We start from the raw sequence: 16,923 nt of genomic DNA on the forward strand, positions 1-16,923 counted from the left end.
TTTTTAATCATAAAAATTGTCCAGATGATATACTAAACCATTGATTTATTACAATATGATGATTTTTCAAAATCTCGTATATTGATAGAAAGGATGGGGACATCAGGAAACATAGATTTGAGTGTGCTAACGATTCTTTTGGAAAGATCGGCCTTTTGTTGATCATTTCTACCCTCCATAATATTGCCAAACACATGGATAAAGTCGTCTTGAGTGCTGCCTATAGTGTAATATTTAAAAGGGTTGATTCTTACTTTAATATCGCCTTCAGTAAAAAGACGTGTAGACTCTGCGGCGGCATAAACAGCTTCTATAATTTTTTTAGGTGATTTTAGTTCAATTATATGTTCTGAGCAATCTAATATGAAATGTGGCATAAGTTTTTATATTTAATTAACGTGAATTCGATATATGAAAATCACTTGTTTTCGATACATTTTCGCCAATGCAAAAACACTCAAACTGACGTAATTTTAATATATCAAACGTATGTTGTTAATTGTTCTGAAAATAAGTATCAATTTGTGCAATCATATCTCTTTTCTTCTGATCCGATAACCAGCTCGCCTTAAAACTGTTTTTAGCTAGCTCAGTAATCTGATGTTTCGAAAGATTGAGTGCACGGGTAATGCCCAAATAATTTTCATTCATATATCCGCCAAAATAAGCTGGATCATCAGAGTTAACGGTCGCTAAAAGACCTAAATCTAACATCTTAGCTATTGGGTGATCTTTTAAATTGGTTACTACTTTTAACTCTAGATTTGATAAAGGGCATACGGTCAATGGCATCTGTATTTCAACGAGTTGTTTAACTAGAGAATCATCGTCTAGACAACGATTACCATGATCGATTCGTGTAACTTTTAGAAGGTCTAATGCTTCCCAGATATATTCTGAAGGTCCTTCTTCTCCTGCATGTGCTACCGTAATAAATCCTTCTTCTCTTGCCTTTGCAAATACGCGTTCAAATTTAGAAGGAGGGTTCCCTACTTCCGAAGAATCCAATCCTACAGCACTAATCCACTTTTTAAAAGGTAAAGCCTGCTCAAGTGTTTTAAAAGCCGAAGCTTCGTCAAGGTGCCTTAAAAAAGACATAATCAATTTAAAACTAATTCCCAACTGTTCTTCTCCATCTTCAAGAGCACGATAAATCCCTTTAATCACAGTATCAAAAGAAACTCCACGATCCGTATGCGTTTGTGGATCAAAAAATATTTCTACATGCACAACATTTTGTTGGTGTACCTTAGTTAAATATGCCCAGGTGAGATCATAAAAATCCTGTTCTTCTATAAGCACATTGGCACCGGCATAATAGATGTCAAGAAACTCCTGAAGATTATTAAAACTATAGGCTTCTTTTAATTCTTCTACAGAAGAATACTTTATCGTTTTATTGTTCCTTTTGGCAATTTCGAACATTAACTCGGGTTCAAAAGTTCCCTCGATATGTAAATGAAGCTCTGCCTTGGGGATACCTTCTATAAATTTTTCAATTGAAGTTGTATTCATGCGTTGTTTGATATTTATACTATTATAGCAGAGAAACTACACTTTTTGATTTTGAATTTTATCTTGTAACATCTTGATCTCATCTCGCAATCTGGCAGCTGTCATGAAATCAAGTTCTTTTGCGGCTTTTTCCATTTCTTTGCGTACGTTTCTAATTCGATTTTCTAGTTGTTCCTTAGTGTAATAAGCTGTTTCTTCTTCTGCGGCTTGTAAAGAGGGAGCAGCTTCAAATTGATAAGGTTCTACTTTTTTTCCGGCCAAAGCATTATCCAGAGATTTTTTAATGGCTTTAGGTGTAATTCCATGCTGGGTGTTGTATGCGATTTGTTTTTCGCGTCGATACTCTGTAGCATCTATCGTTTTTTGCATGCTATCCGTAATTTTATCAGCATACATGATTGCTTTTCCGTTAACATTTCTTGCTGCTCTACCAACGGTTTGTACCAAAGATCTTTGATTTCTAAGAAATCCTTCTTTATCCGCATCTAGAATTGCTACCAGGGACACTTCTGGGAGATCCAACCCTTCACGAAGTAGGTTTACCCCGATCAATACATCAAAAATACCTTTTCGTAAATCCTGCATAATTTCAACACGCTCTAGTGTATCCACATCACTATGAATATATCGACAACGAATATCTATTCTAGTAAGATATTTGGTTAATTCTTCTGCCATTCTTTTGGTTAGTGTAGTCACTAGTATACGCTCGTCAACATCAATTCTTTTTTGCATTTCTTCGATAAGGTCATCGATTTGGTTTAAGCTAGGACGAACTTCAATTTCTGGATCTAATAAGCCTGTAGGTCTAATAATCTGCTCTACATAAGTGCCTTCACTTTTTTGAAGTTCATAATCTGCAGGTGTTGCACTAATATATAATACCTGGTTTTGTAATGCTTCCAACTCTTCAAATTTTAAGGGTCTATTATCCATGGCCGCAGGAAGTCTAAAACCAAACTCTACTAAATTTTCTTTCCTGGATCGGTCGCCACCATACATAGCATGTGTTTGAGGAATGGTTACATGGCTTTCATCGATTACCATTAAATAATCATCAGGAAAATAATCCAAAAGGCAAAACGGTCTTGTGCCGGGGTCCCTACCATCCAGATAGCGAGAGTAGTTTTCTATTCCAGAGCAATATCCTAATTCTTTGATCATTTCGAGGTCAAAATTAGTGCGCTCTTCAAGGCGTTTGGCTTCTAATGGTTTTCCTATTTCTCTAAAATATTCTACTTGTTTCCCTAAATCTAAAGCAATTTGATCAATAGCATTGTGCAATACTTCCGGAGAAGTCACAAACATATTGGCAGGGTAGATATTTAATCGATTATATTTTTCAATAATGGTATTAGTTTGCACATCAAAAGCTTCAATTTCCTCAATTTCATCACCAAAGAAATGTACTCTAAAAGCGTCATCAGCATATCCAGGAAAAATATCTACGGTATCTCCTTTAATTCTAAAGTTTCCATGTTTAAATTCTCCTTCGGTTCTCGAATACAGGCTTTGTACAAGACGATGCAATAACGCTGTTCTGGATACAAATTGTCCTTGTTCAATAGAAATTACGTTTTTCTGAAATTCTGCTGGATTTCCAATTCCATACAAACAGGAAACCGAAGCCACAACCAATACATCTCTTCTTCCAGATAGGAGGGAAGATGTAGCACTCAAACGAAGCTTTTCAATTTCATCGTTTATAGAAAGATCTTTCTCTATATACGTTCCTGTAGTAGGGATATAAGCTTCTGGTTGATAATAATCATAGTAAGAGACAAAATACTCTATTGCATTGTTTGGAAAAAACTGTTTAAATTCAGAATACAATTGGGCTGCTAATGTTTTATTATGTGCTAAAACTAATGTTGGTCGTTGCACTCGCTCTACCACATTAGCCACAGTAAACGTTTTTCCTGATCCCGTAACCCCTAATAAGGTTTGATATTTTTCGTTAGATTCTATTCCCTCAACCAGCTGTTTTATTGCTTCTGGTTGATCTCCTGTAGGGCTAAATTCTGATTCTAATTCGAACTTCATAAATGCACTTTCTTTTTCAGAATAAAGATACAGAATCCTGTGTATATGTTTATCGAATCAAAGAGAAACTTCCGGTAAGAATTCTGCCATCATCCAACTCCACCTTAAACCAATATTCACTGGCGGGCATGAGCTTACCATTCACGGTTCCGTCCCATCCAACTCCTCCAGCTCTAAGCTGTTTTAATAGCTTTCCGAAACGATCAAAAATTAGAATTAAGGATCCCGACATAACCTCTGTTGATATTCCTTCTACATTCCATGTTTCATGAAAACCATCGCCGTTTGGTGTAAAGTAGCCGGGAAATCCTACCACTGAAATATCTTTGGTAACTATGGGAACACATCCATTTTTATCTCTGACATATACGGTATGAAATCCTGGCGGAACATCTACAAAGGTGGGACTGTCTTGATACGAAGGTACTCTTTCTTCTCCTTCTAATTCTATGGCATATTCATAGTCTCCTAATCCTTCAACATTAACAGTAACGATATTGTTGTTTATGGCATCTATAATGTCTACTGATGTTATAGAAGCAATGCTAGATGCAATTACCTCGATGGTTCTGGTTTTTGAACACCCAGTTAGATTACTAGTAACCTCTACAGTATAAATACCAGCTTGAGCTACCGAAATAATGTCTGTCGTTTCTCCAGTAGACCATAAGATGGTAAAATCATCTGGAATGTTATTAGGTTGTATATCTGCATCAATTTCTATAGCACTTTGATTTTGACAGATAAAATATTGTTCTTCATCTTCTATATCAGGTAACGAAACTACAAATAATTGTATAGTGCTAATTCCAAAGCAATCTGCACCATTTTCGACCTTAGCATAAACAATATCATCTCCTTGAGAATTTTGTGTGGGATTGGTATAGGTCGTAATAGGGTTTATATTGAGTAACGCATCTTCTGGGCTTTCAAAATAACGAACAATCAATCCAGGGGTTGGAATCCCAAAGAGTATTTGCGGGTTGGCTTCAGAAAGATTAAAAGTTGTAAAACCATCCTCGTTTCCATCATCATCGCATGCCCTTAGTTCTACATCATTTACACTGGTTGTACTCACTTGTAATGTAAGTGTTGAGATGCTAAAACAGTTTGTGTTATTATTGTTTATTACTCTGGCATATATCTGTTGATTGTTTTGGTTGTTTTGAAACGTATTGATATTTGTAATTTCTGGAGATCCGGCTTGTGCCGAGGGCATGTCTAGAAAAAATTGTGTTGAAAAATTGCTGTTACCTCCAGTGAGTTGATTATTCGCAAAGCTTAAATCAAACAGTGTAATATTGTCTCCTATGGTTTGATAAGCATCACATTGTATTAACGTTGAAGGAATATTTGCCGGCACTTCATAAAAAGTTGCATTTGCCACACCGATAAGAGGACAACTACCATCATTTAAGTCGACTTCTAATCTATAATTTGCTGTGGTAGTTATGTCCAAGAAATTGTTGGTATTTGCTATTTGAACATTATCTACAAACCAAGTATACGTTGCTGTGGGAATATTGGGATAAGACAATTGATAGGTGTCTCCTTCACAAAGAGGTAAATTTACATTATTTGGGTCTCCATTGTTTATAATATCAATCGTTTGTGCAAAAATAGATTGAATGAAGGGTGGAAGCCCCAACAACGGAAATCTAATTCCATCGGTATTGACTAATACACCTCTTTCATTATAGATTAGTACTGATGCCAAATCTTCGGGATTTTCTATTACGCCTAAGTGGCTTCCGGTTTGGTTAATAATATCAAATAATGAACGATAAATTTTGCCATCAGGTCCTAATTGTATGGCACCTGCAGCAAATGAAGAGGTTTGCTGATTAAGTTGATTCTGAATTCTTGTTCCGCTTGAAGCAATTTGATTATCGGGCAATGATAGATCATATTGCACCATATAACTTTGTCCATTACCAGCAGGTCCAATATCATATGTAGCATATAGCCGTTGTCCTGTTTGAGAGAATTCTATTCCGTAAGGAGAATCAATATTACTTAGTTCAATTTCATTAGTAATTTGACCTGTAACATTGTCAAAGTCATATATAAGAACTTTCCCATTGGCATCTCCACCAGGTATATTCGAAAATCCAAAGTGTGCTACAGCTAATTTATCACCTTCTGGCGATGCTTTGATATAACCAAGTGCGTTACGACGATATCCCGAAGCAGGAACTGTAACACCAATTTTTGAGGTGACTGGAGTAGGATCTACACCTGTTGAACTAATTCTAAACGAATAAAATGTATCTACAAAATGTGTAATAACCCAAAACGAATCACAATCATCACTTTTCACAGCTGTAATTTTCTCTGAGCATTTATATTGGCTTTCCAGGTTATTGGATGTGTCATAAGTGATTAGAGGAATATTCTTTTGAGAATTCAGTACATCTCCATTTCCTCCATCCAAAGTGATATCAACAACAGAGTACATGAATCCATCGTTAATGCCATCTCCATCAGTAGTAGAAGCATCATTGTCTGCGTTAAAATGATGAGGCTCATCAACTGTAAAAATAATATACAGGTTTGGGTTATTAGGTTGAGGAACGATCAAAGCAGATGAAGTACTAGATGGATCTCCCTTAAGATTAGTACCATTAGGCATAATATTATGAAACCTATTCCAAACGGTGATTCCATCAGTATAAAAAAGTAAACTACCCGTAGCATCAGATATTGTTGTGCACCCTTCTAATGTGTTTACTTGTCCATTGGTAAGTGCTGTAGGTGGGGTGGTGTTAAAACTAATCCCTGCATTTTGTCCAAAGTACCAGTTGTTGGCTTCTCCTTGGCCTATGACTGGAGTAGTACTGAGTAAACCGATAAAAAAGAGGACATATAAATATCTCATTGAGCACACTATCAAGCTCTAAAGATATTATAAATCTCTCTTTTTAAGCAATCGATACGAAAGAATGACAAAAATCGCTGTCCATACCATCACAATTAAAACCTCATACCAATGCACTAGATAGTCTTTTTGAAAATTTTCACCAAGTTGATTTGCAGCAGATTGTATGAAATTTAATCGACTAAATGGTTCAATAATAAGATTGCTCATTGATTCTAAAGGAAAAAATTGAACAATATTATCTGCTATTTGTGTCCCTTTAAATATTTTAAACTTTAATAGAGCGTAAACGATATTTTCGATAATCCACCAAATAAACAAAAAACCTAGAGCAAAGGCAGAACGTTTAACCAGAACTCCTAAAAACATACAAAAAGCAAAAAAGCCCATGAGCTTGGTAAAGTATGCTAACACATATTCTAAATCTGAGAAAACGATCGAAAATTCGTTGTAATCAGAGAAACTGAGTCCTAGAATAAGAGATACAGTAAACAAAAACAATGTCGATGCTAAGGCGTAGACAATAACGGTCAAAAATTTGGATCCAATAAACTCCTTTTTGCTAAGTCCATCAATTAAATTTTGTTTTAGAGTTCGATGGCTATACTCATTTGCCATCATAGAAACAATAACAATAGCTAGAAAAAGCTTAGCCCACGATGCTATATATGTAGTAAAATGCCAAATATATGGAAAGTTGAAAATCCCTTGGTCAGCAATTCTAAATTTAATACCTGCAAAGTTAAATTCTATTGAGGCAATTAAAGCTATAAAAGTAAAGAGGACAAAGTATGTTATTGTAATTACTTTGGCGGCTTTATTGTATCTGAATTTTTGAAATTCTATATTAAGTAATCGTAACATTGATTTAGTTTAAGTTGTTGGTAAGTTGTAAGAATTGTTCTTCTAGGCTTTCTTTTCTTTTTACGAGATGAGTCAGTACAATTCCCTCTTTAAATAATTGTCTATTAAGACTTTCTTCATCTAATTCATGTGCTAAGAAAGCAATGATCTTATCTCCTTCTTCTTTATAATTTTTGAAGTCTTTATGATCAGATATCCATTTTTTGAGAATAGAGTTTTGATTGCTCTTTAATTCGAAGAATCCATAGCTTGCATTCATTTCATCAACTGGGCCAGAATATAATTTTACTCCTTTTCTTATAATGACGACATGACTACATACTTTCTCTACTTCATCAAGCAGGTGAGAGGCAAGTAGAATGGTAGTTCCTTTTGAAGCAATTTTTTTTATAATCTCTCTGATTTGATGTATTCCTTGGGGATCTAAACCGTTAGTAGGTTCATCAAGAATTAAGATTTCGGGATCATTTAATAATGCCGAAGCAATTGCAAGTCGCTGTTTCATCCCAAGAGAAAATGTTCTGAATTTACTGTCTTTACGATCTAGTAAACCTACAATTTCCAATTTTTCTTCAACTTTTGCAGAAGAAACTTCTTTGATTTGACATACTAGTTTTAGATTTTGAGCAGCGGTCATATACGGATAAAAATTAGGACGCTCTATTATAGCGCCTACTTTTTTAAGAGCCTCATGCGTTGAGGTGTTGCCATCAAACCATGTAAAATTCCCAGAAGTTCTATTAACTACATTGAGAACAATACCCAAAGTTGTTGATTTCCCGCTTCCATTAGGACCAAGAATACCATATACATTTCCTTTTTTGATTGTAAAAGAAAGGTTTTTTACGGCAGTAATTGGACCAAATTTTTTGGTTAGATTATTGAGTGTAAGAATAGTTTCCAATTGCGATTTTTTAGGCGGTTATATTAAACAAGACGAAAAATACGGCTTTTTGTTACATCCAAAGTAAAATGGTTTGTTGTGGTTTTTTGAACATTTTGGTGTTTAGGGTTTGAAATTTGTAAATTGCTTGTCTTATAGAAGTTTGTTATGGAAGAAAAGTTAATGTCGAAAAAGAAGCCGACTTACCCAATAAATGACCTGCTGGATACCTACTTAAAAGCGTGCAATAGAAAAATTAAGATCCCTGTATTTTATGATGATTTGCTGCGTTTTTCTGGGTCAATTGTGGTATATGACAGTAATGATGAGGATACTTTGTGGGTTCGTGTATATTATGAAGAGCATGAAAGACCTGAAATAGAATCTAGTCTTAAAAAAGTATATACAATTCTTCATTCTGATGGAAATGAAGATGCTATAGAGTTTCTTAATATTGATGCCATTGACTATTGTACTTTCGGGAACTCCAAACCTTTTAGAATTAAAGTTCGAAATATCCTAAACGACAATTATACCTATATCTATGTAAAGAAAGCTGATGCCTCTCGTATTTATGGTTTAGAACTTGAGCATATGTTTTCTCCTAATCGTATCAATTTTTTAGTCTATAAAAACACCTTGATAGAAGAACATATTGCGGGGATACCCGGGGATGTATTTATAAAAGATTTTTTACCGGATCTAAGCGATCAAGCAAAATCGCAAATTGCTAAAGAATTTGTAAAGTTTAATGAGCGCTGCCAGATGCGGTTATTAGGTGATATGAGGTCTTATAATTATGTGATTATCCCTATTCATGATTTTGACCATGTAGAATATAAAATTAGAGCGATCGATTTTGATCAACAATGTTTTGAAGGAAAACTAAAAGTATATCAACCTCAATTTTTTAAGGAAAACTTTGATATGGTGGATGTAGTAATGAAAAAGTTACAGCCTAATTCGATAGAACAATATAAAAAGGAAGAACGTTCGATATTAGCTAAACGTATTTTAGCTTCGAGATCCAGATATGAGAATTTGGTAGAGTGTATGTGTGAAGATCGTATTTCGACTGAAGAAAACTTAAAAGAACTACGAGAACATCTTTATAATTTTACATTAGATTTAAAATTTAGACGAAGCGGTTCTATGGGAGAGGTACTTAAAACAGCTCTTGATTTTGTAAGGCGTAATTATGAGAATGTGAATATGAAAAACTTATTGGATAAATAAAGAGTTATTAAACCAAAAAGTATTTGAGTTGAGATTTTATTAAAGTCTAAATTGATATGAGAATCAAATCCTGGCGTTATGTATTAGTGTTTTTCGGAATAATGTTTTTTTGGATGTGGAATAATTTTGAATTGCCGAAATTTTATCCTTTTGAAAGAATAGAGAAGGCTGAAGCTTTGGTTTTTTATTCGGAGAAAATTCCTCCAAAATTACCTTTCGCTGATTTTCGCAACGAATTTGATTTAAGTATTAAATTTATCTATAAAGTAAATCAAAAGGTCTTTATTTCTGAATATAGGGCTTATAAAGCATCCATGTTTCAAAAAGAAGGAGATTCTATAATGGTTGAATATAGTACTGGTGATCCAAGCAAGGTTAGGTATACAAAGTCTTTAAGGAAAAGAAAAACGAAGAGACTGCAATTCCGAAAAAACTTTCATCACATAAAAGAAAATGGATATAAAAATTTAGAATTGGTTGAAAGTTTATTCACTTATGAAGACTATGCCGAATATGGTAAGAAATTAATAAAAACTACAGGCGTATTTAAGAAAACAGGAGATACGATTAAACTAACTTCTTTAATGTATTACGATGATGTAAGGGTTGGCGGTACTTTGATAGAAGAAATAAAACCAATTAATAGACAATTAGAAGAATTTGAAATAAGTGATTTTTTAATGGTTTCTAATAATCATATTGTAGAGATACGTACAGGCTGTAATTTTAAGTTAAGTGGAAGTAACTTATAATGTAGTTGGATGTCTTATTTCATATAATGCCAATACCGAGAAGAATTGCAAAAACAATCAATAAAATACCAACCACTACTTGTATGGTATTGATCGTTATTTTTTTTAGAAATTTATTTCCAAAATATGCCCCGATAAAGGCCATTACAGAAGCAGTAACGAGCATGGGGTAGTTTAAACTATTGCGCAATTGCCATAGATCTTTGGCGTATATAGAAATTCTGGAAACATCGATAAAGCATGCAATAGAAACTCCAGTAGCAATAAAAGCTTCTTTGCTTAGTTGTGCCCGTATCAAAAAGGCAGTTCGCAATGCCCCTTGATGACCAGATAAGCCTCCGAAAAAACCACTTAAAGCACCACCTAGAGGTAAGTATTTGGTGTTAATTTCTAATCTCTTTAGCTTAGGGATAAGATCAAAGAAAGAAAAGAAAATCAATAGTGTGGCAATACATATTTTTACAGCAGTGATTTGATACTCTTTGTCTGAAACTCTATACGTATATAAAGGTTGTATATCGGTCAAAGTACCTAGTAGGTACGCACCAAGAAAGGCAAATAAAACTGCAGGTAAACCAAACCGAAATACTGTTTTTAAATTCGCTTTTTTGCCAATAAGAACCAGCTTAAATAAATTGTTGAGTAGATGAACTATAGCAGTAAGTGCAATTGCAATATCTATTGGAAAAAATAAAGCAAATACAGGCATCAACAATGTGCCCAAACCGAAGCCCGAAAAAAAGGTTAATCCTGACCCCAATGAAGCAACAATGCCAATGAAAACAAAATCCATGTTTTGTATTATGTTTTTTGTTCTTTATTAAAATAGACGAGGTAGTAATACATTTGTTTTTCTTCATCCCAACCTTTTTCCACAAATTTTTCTGCAGATTCGGGATTTATAAAATCCATTTTAATTTGCACATTGGTATCCAGATTGATAACGTTTTTCATTTTTTTACGAGCAGCGGTAACGGCATTATTCGCAATAGGAAAAGTGGTAAGGTCCTCGATTTGATATTTTGGTGCTTTTTCTTCTTTGTAATGTTTAAACTCGGGGATTAAATCTGGATTATCGATTACTTCGTTTAAAAATGCAGTTTCTTCAAATTCGTCATTCTTTGCAAAGTGGTTTACAGCCCGATTCATAAACATCACTTCTTCTTTTTTATCTTCGGCGGGTAGGACTACATCTTTTGCAAAATCCTGGCAAAACTTCATGTACTTTTTGGTGTAAAAATTCTCATCGGCAAAAGCTTCAACACCTAAAAAATGTTCTAACCAATATTTTGTATCATAACGGTTAGAGTCTACCGATAAAATTTTATACCCTTCTTCTTTTTTATGATTAAAAATTAGGCATCCTTTATCGAGTTTGTTGAGGTTAACTCCTTGCTGTATTAGCAACTCCAGATTAGATTCTTTTTCTTCAAACTGAAGGAAATCATGTTTTAATTCTGATTTAAAAATACCCAGTGCTGCAACTTTTTCATTATCAATAGTCACATTGTCAAGATAGGTAACGTATACCTCACCACTTTTGATATGTGGATGTTGAGATTGTTCATACAATAATGAAGCAATTCGCTTAGATTTTTCATGAACAGAAGATGGGTTTTCAAAAATCTCGGTTACAATCTTATACAATGGATTAAATTCTACATTTACTTCATTTGCAAATTGAAAGTAGTTTTCTTCTTTTTCTCTAAAAGGTTTAAAGAAATATTCTTTTAGGATCGCCGTTAATTCATCATTAATTGAATATGGAGATTCTGATAGGAATATGCTCTCACCTTTATTTTTATTTCCGATTTTATGAACCGAAAGTGATTCGATTTGGGTGCTGTATAGGTTAATCATATTTTTTGAGTTTCAAAGGCGCAAAGCGACCAAGTTACTTAGTTTTATTACTTCAATACTTCTTGATTATAGGCAATTGAGTTTAATTCCAATTTTCATCAAACCCGAGATCATCATATTCATCCAGATCCATAAAACTTTCTCCATCACTTTCTTCATCAGACTGATCGGCTTTAAACTCTTTATCAGGAGCTTGATCTGGTAATTGTCCATGTACAAACATTACATTAGGATATTCCATTCCACTTTCATATTCTGCTATTTCTGCAAGCTCTACCAAAAATGTCCACATACTTAAGAAATCGTAGATGTAAATCAATTTAGGAGATGCCTCATGAACTATATCTATAAGGGTAGTTTCATTCATTAATCTAACGGGTTGGTTTCCGTCACTCATATCAAATAATGAAATCTCTTCACCTTGATTCCATTGATCATCACTTATATAAAAAGATGCCATCTCTGTACCATCAAAACCAAAAGATTGCGTAATTACGTTATGAAATTGCTCTAAGGTAGCTTCTTGTTCTATTTCAATATCTCTAAAGACATCTTCTTCAGTGTCCAGTATAATTCTGAAACGGTAAATCATTGTTGAATATTTTGATTTGCAAAGATACTATAAATGGGTTGTTATTTACTAAAACGGTGTAATGAAAAAGTCATTGCCCCAAGTAAGAAAAATGCAACAACTTGATGTAGTACTCCTAGGGTAATTGGCACCCTATAAAGTAAGGTGAAAATCCCCAGTAAAAACTGAATACACACAATAATCAGTAGAGTGTTTATAGAGTTGGTTTGCAGAGTGCTTTTTTCAATTTTTTTACTTCGATACCAAATAAAAATAATGAACCCGACTACGATATAAGCAAGATATCGATGTATAAATTGTACTCCACTTTTTCCTTCGATAAAATTTTTGATAAGAGGAGATTGTTCTATGTATACAGATTCATGAATTAATTGCCCATCATTCATTAGAGGCCAATGGTTATGTAGAAAACCAGCATCAAGCCCTGCAACAAAAGCTCCATAGACTATTTGTATTAAAAGTAATGCCAGTCCCCAGCGTATTAGATTTCTGAATTTTTGATCAACCTCTTTTTTATCAGGATATATAAGATCTAAGGCGACCCAAAAAGTATAAGCAAAGGTTATAAATGCTGCAGTTAGGTGCATGGCAAGTCTATAATGACTTACATCTGGCCTGTCTACCAATCCACTTTTAACCATAAACCATCCTAAAAACCCTTGAAAACCTCCTAAAAGCATCAATATAATGGATTTTTTTATGGTCGATCGTGTAAGTTGTTTGGTTAACAAAAAATATACGAAAGGTAGCATAAATACCACTCCGATAAACCTTCCAATAACTCGGTGTAACCACTCCCAGAAATAAATATCTTTAAAATCCTGAAGCGTAAATTGATTGTTTATTTTTTGATATTCTGGGTATTGCTTATAGAGTTCAAAAGCCTCATTCCATTCGGTTTCATTCATTGGTGGAATAGTACCCGAAATTAATTTATAATTTGAAATGGATAATCCAGAATGTGTAAGTCTTGTAATTCCTCCGACAACAACCATTATAAAAATTAAGAAACATCCAGTGAGAAGCCAGTATATTACTTTTTTATTGTCTTTTTTCATAAATGCACTATATCATTTCCGAAAGGGCGGAAATCTATTTATTCCCTTTTCTATATTATTTATATTTGAGTCTTACCCAAAAAAGTAAAATATCTACTTTTACCATCAACCATCAACCATCAACCATCAACCATCAACCCTAACTCTTTTCCTTTTTGTAGCATAAATTGATATGCGGCATCGTGCTCATTTGGAATATCTCCCTCTAGAATAGCTTCTTTTATAGCTTCTTTGATAATACCGATTTCACGAGAAGGTTTGATTTTAAATGTTTTCATGATCTCTTCTCCACTAACAGGCGGTTGGAAATTACGAATGTGGTCTCGTTCTTCAACTTCAACCATTTTTTGTCGTACAATCTTAAAATTGTTATGATATTTCTTGAATTTTTTTGGGTTTTTGGTTGTGATATCAGCTTCGCAAAGTGTCATTAATTCATCAATATAATCTCCAGCATCAAATACTAATCTTCTTACTGCTGAATCTGTAACATCGCTTGCAATTGCTATAGGGCGCGAACTCATTAATACCATTTTCTGAACAAATTTCATCTTGTCATTCAACGGCATTTTTAAACGTTTAAATAATTTAAACACCATTTTTGAACCTACAAATTCATGTCCATGGAAAGTCCAACCTACTTTTTTACTAAATTTTTTAGTTGGGGCTTTACCAATATCATGTAATAATGCAGCCCATCGTAACCATAAATCTTCCGTGTTTTCTGAAATATTATCAACTACTTCTAAGGTGTGGTAAAAATTATCTTTATGGCGTTGTCCTTCAATTTCGTCTATGCCTTTAAGAGCAATAAGTTCTGGAAGTATGAATGTTAGAAGCCCAGTTTTTTCTAGTAATTTAAATCCTATTGATGGTTTATTGCTCAATAGAATTTTGTTAAGCTCATCTACAATTCGTTCTTTAGTAATGATCTTGATTCGATCTTTGTTTCTAGAGATAGCTTGTAACGATTTTTCTTCAATTTTGAACCCCAATTGTGTTGCAAAGCGTATAGCGCGCATCATTCGTAGCGGATCATCAGAATAGGTGATGTCTGGATCTAAAGGCGTACGAATTATTTTGGATTTCAGATCCTCTAATCCTTCGAATGGATCTAATATGTCTCCAAAATTTTCTGATGATAAGTTTAATGCAAGAGCATTTATAGTAAAGTCTCTTCTGTTCTGATCGTCTTGTAATGTGCCGTTTTCTACAATGGGGTTGCGACTATCTTCGGAATACGATTCCTTGCGGGCGCCAACAAACTCAACTTCGATTTCATCAGTTTTGAGCATTGCGGTGCCATAGGTTTTAAAAACCTGTACTTTTGGTTGCTTAGGTAAAAGACTAGAAACCTCTTTAGCTAGTTTTATACCACTACCTACAGCGACAATATCGATATCTTTTGCAGTCCCTCTTTGTAGGATATGATCTCTTACATATCCTCCAATAACATAACTATCTAGTTGAAGATTAGTAGCTGCTTTTGCAATAGTCTTAAAAATAGGATGTTGTAGGGCTTCTTTATAATTTTTAGCTTCCGACATGTATCAATTTACTCGATCATCGAGATTTAAATGTTTCGAGGCTTGCCTCGAAATTAAAATTATTTTCCAACCGATGCCTTGCGGACTTACCTCGATAGAATTTACTTCCTGATAATTTTTACAGTGCTATTACTTCCAATTTTAATAATTGAAGAAGGTTTTGCACCTTTATTTTGCAGGGGCAAATTTACGACATAGTCAACGCCTTCCAAAATGGCGGCAGATATTTCTTTAAAATTTTTTGGAGTAGGAGCTCCACTAATATTTGCTGAAGTAGAAACTATGGGCCTTTTAAGTTTTCGTATCAATTTTCCGCAAAAGGGATCTCGAGCAACGCGAATACCCAATGTATTGTCTTCTGCAATTATATTTTCGGCAACTCTTAAAGGGCGGTCATAGATAATAGTTGTGGGTTTTGTTGCATATTTTAAGATGTCATAAGCTACTTCGGGAACTTCTTCAACATATTGTTGCAACATTTTAAAATCACTAACTAGGCAGATCATAGATTTACTTTCTGCTCTCTGCTTAAGCGCATATATTTTATCAATAGCTTCAGCATTAGTAGCATCGCAACCAATTCCCCAAACAGTATCTGTGGGGTATAGTATTATACCGCCTCTTTTTAATACTGTAATCGCTTTTTCTATTTCTATGATTTGATCAGCCATTATTTAAATTTTGGAATTGTGTTTTCTGATTCGATATATTTTGGAGTTTCAGTATTTATAGTTTCTCCAGAAATTACTTTTTCATACAGCTTCAAATACTTTTCGGTCATAACTTTGGAGTTGTAATATTTAACGGCGTGGTCATGACATCGTTTCGGATCGTAATCAAATTCTTTGATGGCCTTAGCAATTTCATCAGAATTGTTTCCTGTAAAACCAACTTCTGGTGTAATTAATTCGGCTAAAGAACCATTTTTGGTTCCAAATACTGCACAACCGGCATACATACTTTCTGTAATAGCAATACCAAATGGTTCATGCCAGGTTACCGGAAAAACTAATGCCTTTGAATTTTGCGCAACTTTCATTTTAACATCATTTTCAACCATTCCATGAAAAATGATATTCGGATTTAGAATATATTTTAATCCTCTTTTGATATTGCGAGATTCCCATCTGTTTCCTCCCATAACATGAAGTTTATTTCCAGATTTTAAGGCGATTTTTGCAGTTCCGAATAGGTTTTTTACTTTCCAGGATGCTTTTGCCAGAAAGTGAAGATAGGTTCTATTACTATTCAAATCTGGATCAGGATAATCATCCCAGTCAATTCCATTATATACAAATGCTGTTGAACCATATCTTTTTGCATGATTTTTAGATACAAAAACCATGTTTTTATCTAATACTCTTTCTGGAGCTGGGTTACCTTCCATTGTAAAAATGTAGGGTTTGCCAATAGTTTCATGTAAGGAATAAAAAAGATGAACAACATCAACATCTTCTGGTACCTGGCTCTGAAAATCTTTTTCCTCATCATATGGTATTACTGTTGCAAAATCAGAATAAGAACCTTTTTTTGCTAAAAAATATACCTTGTGCCCCATCTTAACCAGCTCCTTGCCTAATCCCCAAATAACGCGCTCGGTACCACCGTATTTTTTTGCAGGGAGAGTAGCGGTTCTATCTTCGATAAGTATTTTCATTTTTCGTTTAAAATTTTTGTTGAATGTTATTTTTTTGT

The 16,923-nt window shown here is 34.1% G+C and carries 15 protein-coding genes; 2 read left to right on the forward strand and 13 right to left on the reverse strand.

What is annotated here, in order from left to right; translation table 11 throughout:
• Positions 1–32 precede the first annotated feature (32 nt).
• The 6 genes from JJQ60_RS15830 to JJQ60_RS15855 all read right to left on the reverse strand — a co-directional run bounded on the left by JJQ60_RS15830 (position 33) and on the right by JJQ60_RS15855 (position 8,204).
• Positions 33–377 carry a 5-carboxymethyl-2-hydroxymuconate Delta-isomerase gene (locus JJQ60_RS15830; protein ID WP_201922390.1) on the reverse strand — a complete coding sequence of 115 codons (345 nt, stop codon included), beginning with the start codon at positions 375–377 and terminating at the stop codon, positions 33–35.
• Between the two features lie 118 nt (positions 378–495).
• Positions 496–1,515: an adenosine deaminase gene (locus JJQ60_RS15835; RefSeq protein WP_201922393.1), complete on the reverse strand. Its 1,020-nt coding sequence runs from the start codon at positions 1,513–1,515 to the stop codon at positions 496–498.
• 36 nt (positions 1,516–1,551) lie between these two features.
• Positions 1,552–3,558, reverse strand: a complete 2,007-nt coding sequence (gene uvrB, locus JJQ60_RS15840) for an excinuclease ABC subunit UvrB (protein ID WP_201922396.1) — start codon at positions 3,556–3,558, stop codon at positions 1,552–1,554.
• Positions 3,559–3,607: 49 nt separating this feature from the next.
• The gene (locus JJQ60_RS15845) at positions 3,608–6,436 is read right to left on the reverse strand and encodes a T9SS type B sorting domain-containing protein (protein WP_201922399.1); all 2,829 of its coding nucleotides are present in this window, start codon (positions 6,434–6,436) and stop codon (positions 3,608–3,610) included.
• A gap of 27 nt (positions 6,437–6,463) precedes the next feature.
• Positions 6,464–7,300 (reverse strand): ABC transporter permease, encoded by an 837-nt coding sequence (locus JJQ60_RS15850; protein WP_201922402.1) that lies wholly within the window; start codon positions 7,298–7,300, stop codon positions 6,464–6,466.
• A 4-nt stretch (positions 7,301–7,304) separates the two neighbouring features.
• Entirely contained in the window at positions 7,305–8,204 is a 900-nt protein-coding gene (locus tag JJQ60_RS15855) for an ABC transporter ATP-binding protein (protein WP_201922404.1), read from the reverse strand.
• Positions 8,205–8,351: 147 nt separating this feature from the next.
• On the opposite strand from JJQ60_RS15855, the gene JJQ60_RS15860 reads away from it, so the two are divergent.
• Together JJQ60_RS15860 and JJQ60_RS15865 are read left to right on the forward strand one after the other, a co-directional pair.
• Positions 8,352–9,419, forward strand: coding sequence for a hypothetical protein (locus tag JJQ60_RS15860; protein ID WP_201922407.1), 1,068 nt, complete (start codon positions 8,352–8,354; stop codon positions 9,417–9,419).
• 56 nt (positions 9,420–9,475) lie between these two features.
• The gene (locus tag JJQ60_RS15865) at positions 9,476–10,171 is read left to right on the forward strand and encodes a hypothetical protein (protein WP_201922410.1); all 696 of its coding nucleotides are present in this window, start codon (positions 9,476–9,478) and stop codon (positions 10,169–10,171) included.
• 19 nt (positions 10,172–10,190) lie between these two features.
• Here JJQ60_RS15865 and JJQ60_RS15870 read toward each other — a convergent pair whose 3' ends face one another.
• From JJQ60_RS15870 to JJQ60_RS15900, 7 genes are all read right to left on the reverse strand, one after another.
• Positions 10,191–10,964, reverse strand: a complete 774-nt coding sequence (locus tag JJQ60_RS15870; protein WP_201922413.1) for a sulfite exporter TauE/SafE family protein — start codon at positions 10,962–10,964, stop codon at positions 10,191–10,193.
• 8 nt (positions 10,965–10,972) lie between these two features.
• On the reverse strand, positions 10,973–12,031 hold the full coding sequence (locus JJQ60_RS15875; RefSeq protein ID WP_201922416.1) for a nucleoid-associated protein: 1,059 nt from the start codon (positions 12,029–12,031) through the stop codon (positions 10,973–10,975).
• Between the two features lie 82 nt (positions 12,032–12,113).
• A complete protein-coding gene (locus JJQ60_RS15880) occupies positions 12,114–12,623 on the reverse strand; it encodes an IS1096 element passenger TnpR family protein (protein ID WP_201922418.1) in 510 nt (169 codons plus the stop codon).
• A gap of 41 nt (positions 12,624–12,664) precedes the next feature.
• On the reverse strand, positions 12,665–13,681 hold the full coding sequence (locus JJQ60_RS15885; RefSeq protein WP_201922421.1) for a COX15/CtaA family protein: 1,017 nt from the start codon (positions 13,679–13,681) through the stop codon (positions 12,665–12,667).
• A 119-nt stretch (positions 13,682–13,800) separates the two neighbouring features.
• Positions 13,801–15,228 carry a CCA tRNA nucleotidyltransferase gene (locus tag JJQ60_RS15890; RefSeq protein WP_201922425.1) on the reverse strand — a complete coding sequence of 476 codons (1,428 nt, stop codon included), beginning with the start codon at positions 15,226–15,228 and terminating at the stop codon, positions 13,801–13,803.
• Positions 15,229–15,329: 101 nt separating this feature from the next.
• A complete protein-coding gene (locus JJQ60_RS15895) occupies positions 15,330–15,899 on the reverse strand; it encodes an L-threonylcarbamoyladenylate synthase (protein ID WP_201922441.1) in 570 nt (189 codons plus the stop codon).
• On the reverse strand, positions 15,899–16,885 hold the full coding sequence (locus JJQ60_RS15900) for a glycosyltransferase (protein WP_201922446.1): 987 nt from the start codon (positions 16,883–16,885) through the stop codon (positions 15,899–15,901). The genes JJQ60_RS15895 and JJQ60_RS15900 overlap by 1 nt, the downstream gene beginning before the upstream one ends.
• Positions 16,886–16,923 lie beyond the last annotated feature (38 nt).

The sequence above is a fragment of the Aquimarina mytili genome, assembly GCF_016735115.1.
GTDB classification, from domain to species: Bacteria; Bacteroidota; Bacteroidia; order Flavobacteriales; family Flavobacteriaceae; genus Aquimarina; species Aquimarina mytili.

What these genes read in the sequence shown, in the direction of transcription:
- JJQ60_RS15885 (WP_201922421.1), bottom strand. Translation starts at nt 13,681, where the DNA reads ATGAAAAAAGACAATAAAAAAGTAATATACTGGCTTCTCACTGGATGT.
- JJQ60_RS15860 (WP_201922407.1), top strand. Translation starts at nt 8,352, where the DNA reads ATGGAAGAAAAGTTAATGTCGAAAAAGAAGCCGACTTACCCAATAAAT.
- JJQ60_RS15900 (WP_201922446.1), bottom strand. Translation starts at nt 16,885, where the DNA reads ATGAAAATACTTATCGAAGATAGAACCGCTACTCTCCCTGCAAAAAAA.
- JJQ60_RS15880 (WP_201922418.1), bottom strand. Translation starts at nt 12,623, where the DNA reads ATGATTTACCGTTTCAGAATTATACTGGACACTGAAGAAGATGTCTTT.
- JJQ60_RS15895 (WP_201922441.1), bottom strand. Translation starts at nt 15,899, where the DNA reads ATGGCTGATCAAATCATAGAAATAGAAAAAGCGATTACAGTATTAAAA.
- JJQ60_RS15850 (WP_201922402.1), bottom strand. Translation starts at nt 7,300, where the DNA reads ATGTTACGATTACTTAATATAGAATTTCAAAAATTCAGATACAATAAA.
- JJQ60_RS15865 (WP_201922410.1), top strand. Translation starts at nt 9,476, where the DNA reads ATGAGAATCAAATCCTGGCGTTATGTATTAGTGTTTTTCGGAATAATG.
- JJQ60_RS15830 (WP_201922390.1), bottom strand. Translation starts at nt 377, where the DNA reads ATGCCACATTTCATATTAGATTGCTCAGAACATATAATTGAACTAAAA.
- JJQ60_RS15875 (WP_201922416.1), bottom strand. Translation starts at nt 12,031, where the DNA reads ATGATTAACCTATACAGCACCCAAATCGAATCACTTTCGGTTCATAAA.
- uvrB (WP_201922396.1), bottom strand. Translation starts at nt 3,558, where the DNA reads ATGAAGTTCGAATTAGAATCAGAATTTAGCCCTACAGGAGATCAACCA.
- JJQ60_RS15870 (WP_201922413.1), bottom strand. Translation starts at nt 10,964, where the DNA reads ATGGATTTTGTTTTCATTGGCATTGTTGCTTCATTGGGGTCAGGATTA.
- JJQ60_RS15890 (WP_201922425.1), bottom strand. Translation starts at nt 15,228, where the DNA reads ATGTCGGAAGCTAAAAATTATAAAGAAGCCCTACAACATCCTATTTTT.
- JJQ60_RS15845 (WP_201922399.1), bottom strand. Translation starts at nt 6,436, where the DNA reads ATGAGATATTTATATGTCCTCTTTTTTATCGGTTTACTCAGTACTACT.
- JJQ60_RS15835 (WP_201922393.1), bottom strand. Translation starts at nt 1,515, where the DNA reads ATGAATACAACTTCAATTGAAAAATTTATAGAAGGTATCCCCAAGGCA.